Source organism: Georgenia subflava, from assembly GCF_009193155.1.
GTDB lineage: Bacteria > Actinomycetota > Actinomycetes > Actinomycetales > Actinomycetaceae > Georgenia > Georgenia subflava.
In genome coordinates this window covers 526,699-542,722 of the sequence record NZ_VUKD01000003.1, presented here as the reverse complement: position 1 = coordinate 542,722, position 16,024 = coordinate 526,699, and the positions used below count along the sequence as shown (strand labels likewise).

Here is a 16,024-nt window from a genome sequence, read left to right as displayed (position 1 = left end):
GGTCGGTGCGAACTTGCGCCTCGAGCGTCCCACCCACACTATTACTCAGCACGCTTAGTAAATCGGCGAGGAGTCTCGCACGCATCATCACCGGAGGACCGCGTGAACCGTCGAAGCGACACCCGGACCGCAGGACGACGTGCGGGCACCGGCCGTTCCGGCGTCGTCCGCGGTCTGCTCATCCTGCTCGCACTCGTCGCCTGGCTGGGCATCGGCGCACTCGGTGGCATGGCGCAGGGCTCGCTGTCCGAGGTCCAGGAGAATGACAACGCAGCCTTCCTCCCCGCCAGTGCGGAGTCCACGCGCGCGGACGAGATCGCCGCCGAGTTCTCCGACAGCGCCTCGCTCCCGGCCCTCGTGGTGCTCCGGCCCGCCGACGGCGGCGCCGTCACGGACGAGCACCTCACCGCCGCACAGCACTTCGCCGAGGCGGTACCTGGCATCGCCCTGCCCGACGGCGGCACTCTCGAGGAGTCGCTGACCGCGCCCGTCGTCACCGTGCCCTCCGAGGACGGCGAGGCGCTGCTGGTGCCGGTGCCCCTCGATGCCGAGGGAGCCAACGAGCTCGTCGGCGCGGACGAGGAACGACTCGTCAACGTCGTCGTCGACGAGCTGCGCCTCCTCGTGGACTCGGAGCTCGTCGACTCCGGGCTCGATGCCTGGGTCACCGGGCCGGCAGGCTTCGTGGCCGACCTGGTGGCCGCGTTCGGCGGGATCGACGGGATCCTGCTGGGCGTCGCGCTCGTCGTCGTCCTCATCATCCTGTTCATCGTCTACCGCTCGCCGATCCTGCCCTTCACGGTGCTCCTGACCGCGGTGTTCGCCCTGTGCGCCGCGGCGCTCGTGGTCAAACCGCTCGCCGGCAACGGGCTCCTCCTCCTGAACGGGCAGAGTCAGGGCATCCTCTCCATCCTCGTCATCGGCGCGGCGACCGACTACTCGCTCCTGCTCGTGGCGCGCTACCGCGAGGAGCTCGCCCACCACGCGCATCCCGCCGCGGCGATGCGGGCGGCCTGGCGGGCGTCGCTCGAGCCCATCGCCGCCAGCGCGGGCACGGTCATCGTCGGACTGCTCTGCCTGCTGCTCTCCGACCTCGGCTCGAACGCCAGCCTCGGGCCGGTAGCGGCCATCGGGATCGCGTCCGCGGTGCTCGCGGCACTGACGTTCCTGCCGGCGCTGCTGCTCGTCGGCGGACGCCGCTCGCGCGCCATCTTCTGGCCGCGGGTGCCGCGCCATGTCGACCCCGACCGTCGCGAGGCGGCGCACCGCGCGGGCGGGCCCGTCCGTGCCGAGCCGACGCACGGGCTGTGGCAGCGGGTCGCGGACTTCGTCGCTGCGCACGCCCGACCCGTGTGGGTGGCCACCGCCGTCGTGCTGCTGATCGGCGTCGCCTTCGTGCCCACCCTTCGTGCCGAGGGCACCAGCGACACCGACGTGTACCTCAGCGCGACCGAGTCGGTCGCCGGCGAGGAGGTCCTCGCCGAGCACTTCGACGAGGGAACGGTCCAGCCCGCCGTCGTCATCACCTCGGAGGAGACCGCCGACGACGTGCGCGGCGCCGCCGAGGGCGTCGACGGTGTTCTCGGAGCGTCAGTGCTGACTCAGGGGTCGGGAGCCGGGGGGCCGGCCGCGGAGACGCCTGGCGAGGGTGCGCCCGCCGAGGAGGCGCCTGGCGAGGGTGCGCCCGCCGAAGAGACGCCTGGCGAGGGTGCGCCCGCCGAAGAGACGCCTGGCGAGGGTGCGCCCGCCGAAGAGACGCCCGCCGAGGGGATGCCCTCCGGGGGTGCGCCAGCCGAGGACGCCGCCCCGATCGTCGTCGACGGCAACGTCCAGATCCAGGTCGTCACCGAGCACGCCGCGGAGAGCCAGCAGGCCCTCGCCACCGTCGCCGCACTGCGCGAGGCCGTGCACGACGTCGATCCCGGCGCCCTGGTGGGCGGTGCCGCGGCGCAGCGGCTCGACACCCAGGAGACGGCCGCGCAGGACCTGCGAACCATCATCCCCGTGGTGCTGGTGGCGATCTTCCTCATGCTGGTCCTGCTGCTGCGCTCCGTCGTGGCGCCGCTGGTGCTGCTCGCCGCGAACCTGCTCTCGTTCGGCGCGACCATGGGGCTCAGCGCGATCGTCTTCAACCACGTGCTCGGCTTTCCCGGTGCGGACGCGACAGTCCCGCTGTACGGGTTCGTCTTCCTCGTCGCGCTCGGCATCGACTACTCGATCTTCCTGATGACGCGCGTCCGTGAGGAGTCGCTCCAGCACGGCACCCGCGCCGGTGTGCGGCGTGGCCTGGCCGTGACCGGTGGGGTGATCACGTCCGCGGGGCTCGTGCTCGCCGCGACCTTCAGCGCCCTCGCGGTGATCCCGCTGCTCTTCCTCGTGCAGCTGGCGTTCATCGTGGCGGCCGGCGTGCTGGTCGACACCTTCGTGGTCCGTACTCTCCTCGTCCCGGGCCTGATCCACGACATCGGGCGTCGTGCCTGGTGGCCCTGGCACCGGCGGGTGCCTCACGACTGAGGCGGGACCGCCCCGTGCCGTCCGTCCACAACCCGCTGAGCGCCGCATGCCCTGTGGATGGCGTCGGCGGCGGCGCCCGACCAGGTGCTTGGCTCGAGCCGTGCCCTTCCGACGTCGCCGCTCCCGTCCCACGCCGGGACCACGCGTGCCGGGGTACCGCCTGCTGACCCCGGTCGGCTTCGGGGCTGGCGGTGCGGTCTGGTCCGCCCGCGACGGCGCCGGACGACCCGTCGCCGTGTCGTTCGTCGCCCTGCCGGCTGGGGAGCGGGGCAGCGCCACCCTCCGCCGGCTCGGCGCGCTACGCTCCGGCATCCATCCGCACCTGCCGCGGGTGCTCGACGTCGTCGGCCTGGCGCAGGGGCGGTGCGCTCTCGTCACCGAGGTCGTTGCCGGGCCGACGCTCGCGACGGTCCACGCGGCCCGCGGCGGTCTCCCGGCTCCTGAGCTCGCCACGTTGCTCGGTGCCCTCGGCTCGGCGCTCGGGTACCTGCACGACCGCGGCATCATCCACGGCGACGTCGCGCCGCGGAACGTCATCATCGCCGCCGGAGGCGTGCCCGTGCTCGTGGACCTGGTCGGCGAGGTCTCCCACGAGAAGGGCACCGCGGGGTTCGTCGCGCCCGAGCGCGCCCGTGGTGCGCCGGCGAGCCGGGCGGCAGATGTCTGGGCCCTCGGGCAGGTGCTGCGCTGGGCCGCGGCGCCGGACACCGGCGCCCGGCTGGTGGAGGCCGCACTTGCCGAGCACCCGGCCGCCAGGCCGGGTGCTCGCGACCTCGCCGCCATGGCGCCGGGTCTGGCGGACGCCGCGGAGATCGTTCTGCCGGACGACGCCGACCTCGCGCAGGCACAGCTCCGCGCCGGTGCCGGAACGACCCCCACCGAGCTGGCCCGGACGCGTCGCCCCCGCCGCCGGCACCGCCGCACCGGCCGGAGGGTCGCCGTCGGGACGGCAGTGGTCGCTCTGCTGATCGGTACCGGCGCTGCAGTGCTCGCCGTCGGCGGGGAGGACGACGACGCGCCGCTGGCTGCCGCCGAGGCCTCCGCCGTCGCCGCAGACCTCTTGCAGCGGCGGGATGCCGCCCTGATGGACGCGGACGCCGCGGCCCTCGCCGATCTCACCGTCCCGGGCTCTGCGGCGGCGGAGGCGGACGCCGCGCTGCTCGCGCGACTCCGCGGCTCCGGCCTGCGGGTGGACGGCCTCGAGACCGGGGCCGTCGAGGTGGAGGTGGTGAGGCACGGGCCCGGACCCGAGGTCGTCGTCGACGTGGTCAGCCACCAGGGGCCGTACGTCCTCGTCCCAGCAGACGCCGCGCCGGACCCTGACGTGCCGAGCACCCCGGTGGCACCGCAGGGGGACCGTTGCGTGCGGCTGGTGCTGGCCGGGCCGGCGCCGTGGCGCGTGAGCAGCACCGGCCCGTGCGGCGAGTGAGGCAGACGGCCAGGAGGGCTCAGCGGCGCCGCGACCGAGGCACCGCGGCGGACCGAACGGTCCTACCAGCGCGGACGCGGTGGTGGCCGCGGCCTTACTGCGCGACCCAGCGGGCAGCGCTCGTGAGGTCCGGGTGGCGAAAGGTGAAGCCGTCGTCCTGCAGCACCCGGGGCACCACCCGGTGGGAGGACGTGAGGAAGTCGGCGAAGTCGTCCCCGGCCAGCCGGAGGAGCGACTTCGGCGCGACCATCGGTGCGGGACGTCTCCTGGCCCTGGCCAGAGCGCGGGCGACCTCGATCTGCCGCGCGGTGTCCGGTGCCACGAGGTTGACGGGGCCGGTCACGCGCGAGTCGATGAGGTGGAGCTGTGCGCGCACGTGGTCGACCAGCGTGATCCACGGCCACCACGACTCACCGCTGCCGAGTCGTCCGCCGAGTCCGGCACGCAGGAGCAGCAGGAGCGGGCCCAGTGCGCCGCCCGACGGAGCGAGTACCGCGCCGGAACGGAGGACGACCACCTCCGCTCCGGACTCGCGCGCCGGCTCGGTGGCCGCCTCCCAGTCCTGGCAGATCTCGGCGAAGAAGCCAGGCCCGGGTGCGCTGGTCTCGTCCAGGACCTCGTTGCCTCGGTCGCCGTAGACGTCGGCCCCGCCGGCCTGCAGCATCCGCACGGGACGGCCCTCGGGACGCGGCATACGGGCGATCGCCTCAGCGAGCAGATGCGTGCCGCGGATCCGCGAGAACCGGATCTCGTCCTTGTAGGCGCGCGTCCACGGCACCCGGCCCATCGACGCGCCGCCGAGGTTGACGACGACCTCGGCCCCCGCCAGCGCGGTCGGTTCCAGCGCACCGGTGTCGGGGTCCCAGCGGAACTCCGACGGCGTGGCGGGCGCCCGGCGCACGAGCCGCCGCACGACGTCGCCGCGACGTTCGAGGTGCCGCACCAGGTGTCTGCCGAGGAAGCCGGAGGCACCGGCGACCAGGACGGTTCGTGGGGCACGGGACTGAGTCTGAGAACTCGGCTGACTCTGGGGACTGGGCTGACTCGGGGAACTGGGCTGACTCTGCGTCGCGGCGGTGGCCATGCTGCACGCTATCGGGGAGGCTCCGGACATGCAGCGGGGCCCAGCACCGGACCGGTGCTGGGCCCCGCCGGGACCACGTCAGACGGTCAGAGACCGACCTCGGCGTCGAAGGCACCCTCCTCGAGGCGTGCCTTGACGGTCTGGAGGAACCGGCCGGCGTCCGCGCCGTCCACCAGACGGTGGTCGTAGGTCAGCGACAGGTAGATGATCGAGCGGATGCCGATCGTGTCGTTGCCCTCGGCGTCCTTCACCACCGCCGGCCGCTTGACGATCGTGCCCACGCCCAGGATGGCGACCTCGGGCTGGTTGATGATCGGCGTGTCGATCAGCAGGCCGGCCGAGCCGGTGTTGGTGATCGTGAACGTCGATCCCGAGAGCTCGTCCGGGGTCACCTTGCTGTCCCGGGTGCGGGCGGCCAGGTCGTTGATCCGCTTGGCGATGCCGCCGATGGTCAGGTCGCCCGCGTCCTTGATGACGGGCACGAGCAGACCGCGCGGGGTGTCGACCGCGATGCCGATGTGCTCGGCGCCGTGGTAGACCACCTGCTCGCCGTCGATCGTGGCGTTGAGCTTCGGGTGCGATTTGAGCGCCTCCGTGGCGGCCTTGACGAAGAACGGCAGGAACGTGAGCTTCGTGCCCTCGGCCGCCTGGAAGGAGCCCTTCGCCCGACCCCGCAGAGCGGCGATCCGGGTGACGTCGACCTCCATGACCGAGGTCAGCTGGGCGGAGGTGTCCAGGGACTCGCGCATCCGCTTGGAGATGACCTTGCGCAGGCGGGACATCTTCTCGGTGGTCCCACGCAGCGGCGACACCTCGACCGGAGCCGGCTTGGCAGCTCCTGCACCGGCAGGTGCGCCTGCCGGTGCCTGGGCGGCGGCCTTCTCCGCCGCTGCCTTCTCGGCCGCGGCCTCGACGTCCTGCTTGCGGATCCGGCCGCCGACACCGGTCCCGGTGAGGGTGGACAGGTCCACGCCCTTCTCGCCGGCGAGCTTGCGGACCAGGGGGGTGATGTAGGCGGTGCCGGCGGCAGCGGCAGCCTTGGGTGCCTCGGCCTTGGGCTCCTCCCGGGGTGCCTCAGCCTTGGGCTCCTCCTTGGGCGCCTCGGGCTTGGGCTCCTCCTGGGGCTCCTCGGCCTTCGGCTCCTCCTTGGGCGCCTCAGCCTTCGGTTCCTCGGCCTTCTCGGCCTCGGGCTCCTCGGCCTTGGGCTCCTCCTTGGGTGCCTCGGCCTTCGGGGCAGCGGCCCCGGAACCAACGATCGCGAGGTCGGTGCCGACCTCGACGGTCTCGTCCTCGCCGACCAGGATCTTCACGACGGTGCCGGCTACCGGGGAGGGCACCTCGGTGTCGACCTTGTCGGTGGAGACCTCGAGCAGCGGCTCGTCGACCTCGACCGTGTCACCCTCGGCCTTCAGCCAGCGGGTGACGGTGCCCTCCGTGACGGACTCGCCCAGTGCGGGCATCTTCACGGCCTCGCCCTCGGCGTCGCCGGAGGCCTCGGACGAGCCGCTCGCCGGTGCGGACTCGGTGGCCTCCTCCTTCGCCTCCTCGGCGGGCTCGGCAGCCTCGGACTCGGGCTGCGCGGCCTCGACCTCCTCGGAGGCGGGCGCCTCGGAGGGGGCCTCGGCCTCGGGAGCCTCGGCCTCGGGTGCCTCGTCCGAGCCGGACGCGCCCGAGCCGTCCCCGACCACGGCGAGCTCGGTGCCGACCTCGACAGTCTCGTCCTCCTCGACGAGGATCTTCTCGACCACCCCGGCGACGGGGGACGGGACCTCGGTGTCCACCTTGTCGGTGGACACCTCCAGCAGCGGCTCGTCGACCTCGACCGACTCGCCCACCGCCTTGAGCCACCGTGTGACGGTGCCCTCGGTGACGGACTCGCCCAGCGCGGGCATCTTCACGGACTCAGACATGTCCTGGCGTCTCCTTCGATCGGGTCAGTTGTGGGCGTGCAGCGGCTTGCCGGCCAGGGCCAGGGCAGCCTCGCCCATGGCCTCGTCCTGCGTCGGGTGGGCGTGGACCAGGGCGGCCACGTCCTCGGGGTAGGCCTCCCAGTTCACCATGAGCTGCCCCTCGCCGATGAGCTCGCCGACGCGGCCGCCGAGCATGTGCACCCCGACGATCGGGCCGTCCTTCTCCCGGACCAGCTTGATGAAGCCGGTGGTCTGGAGGATCTGGCTCTTGCCGTTGCCGGCGAGGTTGTAGTCGACGGTCTCGACGTTCTCGGCGCCGTACGTCTCCTTGGCCTCCGCCTCGGTGAGCCCGACCGAACCGACCTGCGGCTCGCAGTAGGTCACACGCGGGATACCGGACTCGACGATCGGGGCCGGGTTGAGGCCGGCGATCTCCTCGGCGACGAAGATGCCCTGCTGGAAGCCGCGGTGCGCGAGCTGCAGGCCAGGGACGATGTCGCCGACGGCGTAGACGTTGCCGACGCCGGTGTGCAGCCGCTCGTTCGTCAGGACGAAGCCGCGCTCCATCGGGATGCCGTTCTCCTCGTAGCCGAGGTTCGCGGTGGCCGGGCCACGCCCGACCGCGACGAGCAGCAGCTCGGCCTCGAGCTCCTTGCCGTCCTGGGTCGTGACCTTCACGCCGTCGGCGGTCTGCTCGACGCCGGAGAACATGGTCTTGGTGTGGAAGGCGATCTTGCGCTTGCGGAAGGCGCGCTCGAGGCCCTTGGACAGCGCGATGTCCTCGTTCGGGACCAGGTTCGGCAGGCCCTCGACGATGGTGACCTCGGCTCCGAAGGAGCTCCACACGGAGGCGAACTCGACGCCGATGACGCCGCCGCCGAGCACGATCGCGCTCTTGGGCACGTAGTCGAGCTCCAGGGCCTGCTCGGAGGTCAGGACCCGGCCGCCGATCTCGAGACCCGGCAGCGACTTGGAGTACGAGCCGGACGCGAGGATGACGTTCTTGCCCTTGTAGCGGGTGCCGTCCACCTCGACGGTGTCCGGGGCGACGAGCTTGCCCCAGCCGTTGATGAGGTCGACCTTGCGGGAGGAGACCAGGCCCTGCAGCCCCTTGAAGAGGCGGGCGACGACGCCGTCCTTGAAGGAGTTCACGCCGTTCATGTCGATGCCCTCGAGCGACCCCTTGACGCCCACGCCCTCGCTCTCGCGGATGGTGTCGGCCACCTCGGCGGTGTGCAGCAGGGCCTTGGTGGGGATGCACCCGCGGTGCAGGCAGGTGCCGCCGAGCTTGTCGGCCTCGATCAGGGCGACCTTCTGGCCCAGCTGTGCGGCACGCAGCGCAGCCGCGTACCCGCCACTTCCAGCTCCCAGGATGACGATGTCGTACTCCTGCGTTTCAGCCACGTACCTCTCCTTGAGCGCGCTCGATCGACCCCGGGTGGGTCAGGTCCGCGGTCATTGTTTCACTCATCCCTCGTCCAGGCCCATTCCGTCCGCTGCCGCGCCGGTCACACCCCGTCGCGTGCCGTACGGCGCCCAGCCTGGCACGCCGGGCGCCGTCGGGCAGGGCGGGCACGAACCCCGGACGTCGACGACGGGCCCAGACCGTCCACGACGACGGCCCGAGACCGTCCACGACGACGGCCCGAGACCGTGCACGACGACGTCCGGAACGGGCCGGGCGGCGGGCACCGTCCCCGGTACCCGCCGCCCGAGTGCGCCTCAGCGCCGCGCCGCGGCCTCGAGGACGCCGAGCAGGGTGCGCAGGCCCATGCCGGTGCCGCCCTTCGGCGTGTAGCCGTACGCCGAGCCCTCGTTGTACGCCGGGCCGGCGACGTCGACGTGCGCCCACGGGGTCTCGCCGACGAACTCCTTGAGGAACAGCCCGGCGACGAGCATGCCGCCGAACCGGTCGCCGATGTTGGACAGGTCGGCCACCGTCGACCTCAGGGACTCGCGCAGCTCGACGGGCAGGGGCATCGGCCACATCTGCTCGCCGACCGCCTCGGCCGCGGCGACGACCTCGGCGCGTGCGTCGTCGGTGCCCATCACGCCGCCCACCCGGGCGCCCAGCGCGACCATCTGCGCGCCGGTGAGGGTGGCGATGTCCACGATGGTGTCGGGCTTCTCCTCGCGCGCCGCCACCAGCGCGTCGCCGAGGACCATCCGCCCCTCGGCGTCGGTGTTGAGCACCTCGACGGTGGTGCCGTCGCGCATGGTGACGACGTCCGAGGGCCGCTGCGCCGAGCTGCCGGGCATGTTCTCCGCCAGCGCCAGCCAGCCGGTGACCTTCACGGGCAGGTCGAGGGCGGCGGCCGCGAGGACGGTGTGCAGGACGGTGGCCGCGCCGGCCATGTCGTCCTTCATGTTCTCCATGCCCTTGGCGGGCTTCAGCGACAGCCCGCCCGAGTCGAACGTGATGCCCTTGCCGACGAGGGCGTAGTGCGCCTTGGCGCGGGCGGGGGAGTAGGCGACCTTCACGAGGCGCGGCGGACGGGTCGAGCCCTGGCCGACGCCGACGATCCCGCCGTACCCACCGGCCTCCAGCTCCTTCTCGTCGAGCACGGTGACCTTGACCTTCGTGCCCCGGGCGGCCGTGCGGGCCGCCTCGGCGAAGGACTCGGGGTACAGGTGCCGCGGCGAGGTGTTGACGAGGTCCCGTGCGCCGCGCACACCGTCGGCGACCGCCTGGGCGCGGGCGACGGCGGCCTTCGCGTCCTTGTCCCGGGCGACCGGGGTCGCCAGCGTCAGGCGGGCCACCGGTGCCGGGTCGGAGGTCTTGTAGCGGTCGAAGCGGTAGGCCCCCAGCAGGGCCCCCTCGGCGACGGCGCCGACCTGGGCGGCGTCCTCGGCGGGCAGGGCGAGCACGACGTCACCGGTGCCCGCGAGGGCGCGCACGGCCGCGCCAGCGGCGCGGCGCAGGGGCTCGACGGCGACCGTGTCCGGCACGGCGCCGACCCCGGTGAGGACGACGACGCCCGCGGCCAGGCCGTCGCCGGCCGGTACCCGCAGCACCTCGTCGGCCTTCCCGCTCACGCCCAGGGCCGGCAGCAGGGCGGCCAGTGCGTCGGCCACCTTCTTCGGCAGGGCATCGGCGAGGAGGCGCGGGCCGCCGTCGGCGGAGGCCACGGCGAGGACGATCGCGTCGGCGTCGGTGCGGGCAGGGTCCTTGGTGCTGAGCTTGAGATCGGTCACAGGGCACGATGCTAGCCGGGCGGTCGCGGAGCGGTAATCTCCCGGGGTGCTCATCAGCGTCTACGTCACCGCGGTCCTGTGCGGCCTGCTGGGGCTGTGGGCGGCGTGGTTCGCGGTCCGGGGCCGCCCGGTGATCTTCAAGCAGCTCCTCGCCGGGGGCGTCGTGGAGGCGGCCCTGGTCGTCCAGGGCGTCGTCGCGCTGGTCGGCGTCGTCGGCGGGCACCCGCTCGCCGAGCCCTGGACGTACTGGGGCTACCTCGTCACCGCGCTGTTCCTGCTGCCGGTGGCGGCGGTATGGGCGATGGCCGACCGGACGCGGACCAGCTCGATCGCACTGGTCGTGGTCTGCGTCGCGATCCTCGCGATGCAGGCACGGATGTGGCAGGTGTGGACGGCATGAGGGAGGACGAGATGAGCACTTCCGGCACCACCCACGAACGGGTCGTGACCACGCCGACGACGGACACCCGCCGCCCGGCCTACGGCCTCGGGCGCGTCCTGATCCTGGTCTACGGGATATTCGCCGTCGCCGCCACGGCCCGGGCGAGCGTGCAGCTGCTCACCCACGCGGCGGAGGCGCCCCTCGCGTACTCCCTCTCCGCGCTCGCCGGCGCCGTCTACCTGGTGGCGACGATCGCGCTCGCCCACAACGGCCGGCGCATGCGCCGCACGGGCTGGTTCGCCGTCGTCTTCGAGCTCCTGGGCGTGGTGACGGTGGGCACGCTCAGCCTGCTGCAGCCGGACCTGTTCCCCGACGACACCGTGTGGTCGCAGTTCGGCAGCGGCTACGGCTACGTCCCGGCCGTGCTCCCGCTGCTCGGCATCGCCTGGCTCTGGCACTCCAGCCCGGCACGCGTGTCGGCGCGCTCCGAGCGGCCCTGAACCCCCGGGCGCGCACCGGTCCGGCCGGAAGGACGCTGCCGGCGCGCCGGTAGGCTCGCGGCGTGTATCCCCTGCTCTTCCGCGCGCTCGCCGTCCGTCTCGACCCGGAGCGCGCACACCTGGGCGCCATGCGGCTCATCCGCGCCGTCGCCCGCGTGCCCGTGCTCTCCGACGCCGTGCGCGCCACCCTCGGGCGGCGTCCCGCACGCACGGTCCCGTCGGTCGACGACGGCGGCCCTCTCGCGCGGCCCGTCCCCGGCGTGCTCGGTCTCGCGGCCGGGATGGACAAGGACGCCGACACGGTCCTCGGCATGGACATGCTCGGCTTCGGCTTCGTCGAGGTCGGCACGGTCACGGCGCTGCCGCAGCCCGGCAACGACCGTCCCCGGCTGTGGCGGCACGTCGAGCTGCGGGCGCTGCGCAACCGGATGGGCTTCAACAACCGCGGCGCGGCGGCGGCCGGGGAGCGGCTGCGGGCCCTGCGGGCGACCCGCCGGGGACGCGCGGTCGTCGTCGGCGCGAACATCGGCAAGTCGAAGGTCACCCCGCTGTCGGAGGCCGTGACCGACTACACCACCAGCGCCCGCGCGGTGGCCCGCTGGGCGGACTACCTCGTCGTCAACGTCTCCTCCCCGAACACGCCGGGGCTGCGCGACCTGCAGGCGGTGGAGTCGCTCCGGCCCATCCTGACGGCGGTGCAGGACGCGGCGGACGCCGCCGCCGGACGTGCGGTCCCGCTCTTCGTGAAGATCGCCCCGGACCTCGCCGACGCCGACATCGACGCCGTCGCCGCTCTCGTTCTCGAGCTCGGCCTGGCCGGCGTGGTGGCGACCAACACCACGATCGGGCACGACCTCGGTCCCGGCGGCCTGTCGGGCGAGCCCCTGCGGACGCGCTCGCTCGCGGTCGTCCGGCGTCTGCGGGCGCAGCTCGGTCCCGGGCCGACGATCATCGGGGTGGGCGGCATCAGCACGGAGGCCGACGCCCGCGCCATGGTGGCGGCAGGGGCAGACCTGCTGCAGGCCTACTCGGCCTTCATCTACCAGGGGCCGGCGTGGCCGGGCCGGATGAACCGGGCACTGGCCTCGCCGGCCTGAGCGGGGCCTCGCCGGCCTGAGCGGGCCTCGCCGGCCCGAACGGGGGACTCGCCGACCTGAGCAGGCGGCGTCAGGCCGGGTACTCGCCCCGCCTGACCTGCGGCTTGGGCTGGCGCATCCGCCGGAAGTAGAAGCTGCGCCCGAACGCGTAGAAACCGGTCCAACCCGGGATCTGGTCGGCTCCGAACTTCTTGCGCAGCTTGCGCTTGAGCAGCTGGACCATGATCAGCGAGTCCACGATGGCGACGAGCAGGATGCCGTACATGCCGAGCACCAGGGCGTTGGCGAGCTGCGGGTAGGAGCCCGCGAAGAGCATCGCGACGATCATCAGCAGCGCGAGCGGCATGAAGAACTCGGCGATCGACCAGCGGGCGTCGACGTAGTCGCGGGCGTAGCGGCGCACCGGTCCCTTGTCCCGCATCGGCAGGTAGCGCTCGTCGCCGGTGTTCATCGCCTCGCGCTGGCGCATGTAGGCGTCGTTGCGCCGCTCGCGCGCGATCCGCTTGGCCTCCTTGCGGTCGTCCGGCACCAGGGGGCGACGGTTGCGCGCCTCGGCCTCCTTGCGCTTGGGCGTGGGCCGGCCCTTGCCCGCGGCCACCTCCTCGACGGGCTGCGGCTCGGGCTCGACGGGGGTGCTCTTACGACGTCCGATCACCCCAGCAGGGTAACGCCGATCGAGGCGCCGCCCAGCCCCCGCCCGCCGCTGCCCGGCAGGGGGACGGCATCGGTAACCTCGCCCTCGTGATCACCGTCGAGACCCTCGCCCACCGCACCCACGAGGCATTCGCCCAGGTGCGTGCCGACCTCGAGGACCTGGTACGCATCCCCAGCGTGTCCGCGTCCGCGTTCGACCAGGCCCACGTGCGCGCGAGCGCCGAGGCCGTCGCCGCGCTCCTGCGCGGGGTCGGCATGCCCCAGGTCGACGTCCTTTCCGTCGAGGTGCCCGACGGCGAGCCCGGCCGTCCCGCCGTCGTCGCGCACCGGCCCGGGCCCGCCGGCTCGCCCACGGTGCTCCTCTACGCCCACCACGACGTCCAGCCCCCGGGCGAGGCGGCCGGCTGGACGTCCGACCCGTTCGAGCCCACGCGACGCGGGGAGCGCCTGTACGGGCGCGGCGCGGCCGACGACAAGGCCGGGATCATGGCGCACGTCGGCGCGCTCCGGGTGCTCGGGGACGAGCTCGGCGTCGGCGTCACCGTCTTCGTCGAGGGTGAGGAGGAGATCGGCTCGCCGACCTTCACCCCGTTCCTGCGCACGTTCCGGGACCGGCTGGCGGCCGACGTCATCGTCGTCGCGGACTCCAGCAACTGGAAGGTGGGCGTGCCGGCGCTCACGACCTCCCTGCGCGGACTGGTCGACTGCGAGGTCGAGGTCCGGGTCCTCGGCCACGCCGTCCACTCCGGCATGTTCGGCGGCCCGGTCCTGGACGCCGTCACCCTGATGTCACGCCTGGTGGCCACGCTGCACGACGACGCGGGCGACGTCGCCGTCGCCGGCCTCGTCGCGCAGGACGAGGCGGCCGTGGACTATCCCGAGGACGAGCTCCGCGCGGACGCCGCCGTCGTGGACGGCTACCGCATGGCCGGCACGGGCGCCCTCGCCGCCCGGCTGTGGACCAAGCCGGCCATCTCGGTCATCGGCATCGACGCGACCGACGTCGCCCACGCCTCCAACACCATCGCGCCGGTGTGCCGGGCGAAGCTCTCCATGCGCATCGCACCCGGCCAGGACCCGGCCGAGGCGGAGCGGCTGCTGCACGAGCACCTCCTCGCCCACGCCCCGTTCGGCGCACAGGTCACCGTCACACCGGGGGAGCGCGGCCAGGCGTTCGACGCCACCGAGGACACGGCGGAGATGCGGACCGCGCGGTGGGCCTTCGCCGAGGCCTGGGGCCACGAGCCGGTCGACATCGGCGTGGGCGGGTCCATCCCCTTCATCTCCGAGCTCCAGGAGGTCTTCCCGCAGGCGAAGATCCTCGTCACCGGGGTGGAGGACCCCGACTCCCGCGCCCACAGCGAGGACGAGTCCGTGCACCTCGGCGAGCTGGAGCGGGTGGTCCTGGCGGAGGCGCTGCTGCTCGCCCGGCTCGGCGGCCAGGTCTGAGCCGGTTGGTGTGAGCCGGAAGGTCCGAGCCGGCCGGCGCAGGCGCGCTGCGACTGCGCCGTCGCCTCGGTCCGGCTCAGCCCTCGCTGCCGGCCGGCGCGTCGGCGACGACGACGTCGAAGTCGACCTCGCCCGTGTCGGTGTCGACGGCGGTGACGGTCGCCGTGACCGGGTAGATCGTCTCGGGGTCCACCTGGGTGGTGAGGTCGCACACGACCTCGGCCCCTACCTCCGCGGGCAGCTCTTCCGAGCACTCGATGACCGGACGCTGACCCACCTCTTCCTCCAGCGCGTCGGCGATCCGCTCCGCGACGAGGTCGGCCGGTATCGGCTCCACCTGCTGCGCGCCGCACGCCGTGAGCAGGAGGACGGCTGCGCCGGTGAGGACGAGCAGTGCTCCCGGGCGGCGGAAGTCGGCAGGTCGCCTCATCGCTGGCTCCTCGGTGCGGCACGGGTCGTGGACGGCTGATCGTCCCACAGGCGCGGGTGCGGGCGCGGCACGTCGGTCGGCGATGATGGACGGGTGCACATCCTGCTCGCCCCCGACCGGTTCACCGGGAACCTGACCGCCGTCCAGGCCGCCGCCTCGCTCGCCGACGGCTGGCACGCCGGTGCCCCCGACGACACAGTCACGCAGCTCCCGCTGTCCGACGGCTCGGGCGGACTGCTCGACGTCGTCGCCGCGGCCCGCGGCGGCGAGCTGGTCACCGTGGCCGCGCCGGGCCCCCTGGGCGAGACCGGTCCCGCCGCCGTCCTCCACGTACCGGGCACGGCGGGCGGCACCGCCTACGTCGAGACCGGCCAGGTGATCGGCGCGCACCTCGTGCGCGGACAGGACCGGGCGCGGGCCGCCGGCACCGGCACCAGCGCGGGCGTGGGCCACCTCCTCACCGCTGCGCGCGCGACCGGCGCGCGCCGGATCGTTGTCGGCCTGGCCGGCACCAGCGCCGTGCACGACGGCGGCACCGGCCTCCTCGCGGCGCTCGCCGAGCAGGCCGGCGCGACCGTGCCCGGCGACGTCCTCGGTGGCGGAGCCGCCGGTCTGGGCGCACTCGCTCCCGCCGACGTCGAGGTGCTCGACGCGGTGCGCGCGTGGCTCGAGGACCTCGACGTCGTTCTCGCCGTCGCCGACGACCTCCCGCTGCTCGGCCTGCACGGCGCCGGGGCGCTGCTCGGCAACGACCCGGCGGTGGGGCCGGTGCTGGCCCAGGAGCTCGAGCGCGCGCTCGGGCACGCCACGGACCTGCTCGAGCAGCGCGCGGCGGTCCTGCCGGCGCCGCGGGCGGGCCTGTCCCTCTCGGGTGCCGGCGGCGCGGGGCACAGCCACGCCCGCACCGCCGCGCGCCCGGCGCGGAGCCCCGGCTCGGGGGCCGGCGGCGGGACCGGCTTCATGCTCCAGCTGCTCGGCGCCCGTCACCTGCCCGGTGCCGAGGTCGTCGCCGACGCCGTGGACCTGCGGAGCCGTGTCGCCGAGGCCGACCTGGTGGTGACCGGCGCCAGGATCCTCGACGCGCCGAGCCTCACCGAGTCGGTCGTCGCCACCGTCGCGCGCCAGGCGCTGCCGCTGGCGCTGCCCGTCGTCGTGGTGGCGGAGGAGGTGCGCACCAGCAGGCGCGAGATCGCCCCGCTCGGCATCTCCGGGACCTACGAGGTGCGCGACCGTCGTCGGACCGCCGTGCGCGTGACGCAGCCCGGGCCCGACACGCACGTCGAGGAGGCGGTCGACGGCGCCGCCGCGAGCGACCTGCCCCAGGCGCTGGCCGCGCGCGCGGTGCGGGTCGCGCGGACCTGGTCGGTCTGACCGGCCGCC

The 16,024-nt window shown here is 73.9% G+C and carries 13 protein-coding genes; 7 read left to right on the top strand and 6 right to left on the bottom strand.

The window, feature by feature from the left end:
* Positions 1–102: 102 nt before the first annotated feature.
* Positions 103–2,514 carry an MMPL family transporter gene (locus GD748_RS12450; RefSeq protein ID WP_226921271.1) on the top strand — a complete coding sequence of 804 codons (2,412 nt, stop codon included), beginning with the start codon at positions 103–105 and terminating at the stop codon, positions 2,512–2,514.
* A gap of 145 nt (positions 2,515–2,659) precedes the next feature.
* Positions 2,660–3,943, top strand: coding sequence for a protein kinase domain-containing protein (locus tag GD748_RS12445; protein ID WP_193312929.1), 1,284 nt, complete (start codon positions 2,660–2,662; stop codon positions 3,941–3,943).
* A gap of 94 nt (positions 3,944–4,037) precedes the next feature.
* Here GD748_RS12445 and GD748_RS12440 read toward each other — a convergent pair whose 3' ends face one another.
* The 4 genes from GD748_RS12440 to GD748_RS12425 all read right to left on the bottom strand — a co-directional run bounded on the left by GD748_RS12440 (position 4,038) and on the right by GD748_RS12425 (position 10,132).
* The gene (locus GD748_RS12440; RefSeq protein ID WP_152195497.1) at positions 4,038–5,027 is read right to left on the bottom strand and encodes a TIGR01777 family oxidoreductase; all 990 of its coding nucleotides are present in this window, start codon (positions 5,025–5,027) and stop codon (positions 4,038–4,040) included.
* Between the two features lie 86 nt (positions 5,028–5,113).
* Positions 5,114–6,937 carry a 2-oxoglutarate dehydrogenase, E2 component, dihydrolipoamide succinyltransferase gene (gene sucB / locus GD748_RS12435; protein ID WP_152195496.1) on the bottom strand — a complete coding sequence of 608 codons (1,824 nt, stop codon included), beginning with the start codon at positions 6,935–6,937 and terminating at the stop codon, positions 5,114–5,116.
* A 24-nt stretch (positions 6,938–6,961) separates the two neighbouring features.
* Positions 6,962–8,341, bottom strand: a complete 1,380-nt coding sequence (lpdA, locus tag GD748_RS12430; RefSeq protein WP_152195495.1) for a dihydrolipoyl dehydrogenase — start codon at positions 8,339–8,341, stop codon at positions 6,962–6,964.
* Positions 8,342–8,659: 318 nt separating this feature from the next.
* Entirely contained in the window at positions 8,660–10,132 is a 1,473-nt protein-coding gene (locus GD748_RS12425) for a leucyl aminopeptidase (protein ID WP_226921269.1), read from the bottom strand.
* Positions 10,133–10,178: 46 nt separating this feature from the next.
* On the opposite strand from GD748_RS12425, the gene GD748_RS12420 reads away from it, so the two are divergent.
* The 3 genes from GD748_RS12420 to GD748_RS12410 all read left to right on the top strand — a co-directional run bounded on the left by GD748_RS12420 (position 10,179) and on the right by GD748_RS12410 (position 12,111).
* Entirely contained in the window at positions 10,179–10,532 is a 354-nt protein-coding gene (locus tag GD748_RS12420; protein WP_152195493.1) for a hypothetical protein, read from the top strand.
* 11 nt (positions 10,533–10,543) lie between these two features.
* The gene (locus GD748_RS12415; protein ID WP_152195492.1) at positions 10,544–11,014 is read left to right on the top strand and encodes a hypothetical protein; all 471 of its coding nucleotides are present in this window, start codon (positions 10,544–10,546) and stop codon (positions 11,012–11,014) included.
* A gap of 62 nt (positions 11,015–11,076) precedes the next feature.
* Positions 11,077–12,111 (top strand): quinone-dependent dihydroorotate dehydrogenase, encoded by a 1,035-nt coding sequence (locus tag GD748_RS12410; RefSeq protein WP_152195491.1) that lies wholly within the window; start codon positions 11,077–11,079, stop codon positions 12,109–12,111.
* Between the two features lie 70 nt (positions 12,112–12,181).
* Here GD748_RS12410 and GD748_RS12405 read toward each other — a convergent pair whose 3' ends face one another.
* On the bottom strand, positions 12,182–12,766 hold the full coding sequence (locus tag GD748_RS12405; protein ID WP_152195490.1) for a DUF3043 domain-containing protein: 585 nt from the start codon (positions 12,764–12,766) through the stop codon (positions 12,182–12,184).
* Between the two features lie 86 nt (positions 12,767–12,852).
* On the opposite strand from GD748_RS12405, the gene GD748_RS12400 reads away from it, so the two are divergent.
* Positions 12,853–14,214, top strand: a complete 1,362-nt coding sequence (locus GD748_RS12400; protein ID WP_152195489.1) for a dipeptidase — start codon at positions 12,853–12,855, stop codon at positions 14,212–14,214.
* A 76-nt stretch (positions 14,215–14,290) separates the two neighbouring features.
* Here the strand turns inward: GD748_RS12400 and GD748_RS12395 are convergent, their stop codons facing one another.
* The gene (locus GD748_RS12395; RefSeq protein WP_152195488.1) at positions 14,291–14,644 is read right to left on the bottom strand and encodes a DUF4333 domain-containing protein; all 354 of its coding nucleotides are present in this window, start codon (positions 14,642–14,644) and stop codon (positions 14,291–14,293) included.
* A 93-nt stretch (positions 14,645–14,737) separates the two neighbouring features.
* On the opposite strand from GD748_RS12395, the gene GD748_RS12390 reads away from it, so the two are divergent.
* On the top strand, positions 14,738–16,015 hold the full coding sequence (locus GD748_RS12390) for a glycerate kinase (RefSeq protein WP_152195487.1): 1,278 nt from the start codon (positions 14,738–14,740) through the stop codon (positions 16,013–16,015).
* The last annotated feature ends 9 nt before the right edge of the window (positions 16,016–16,024 follow it).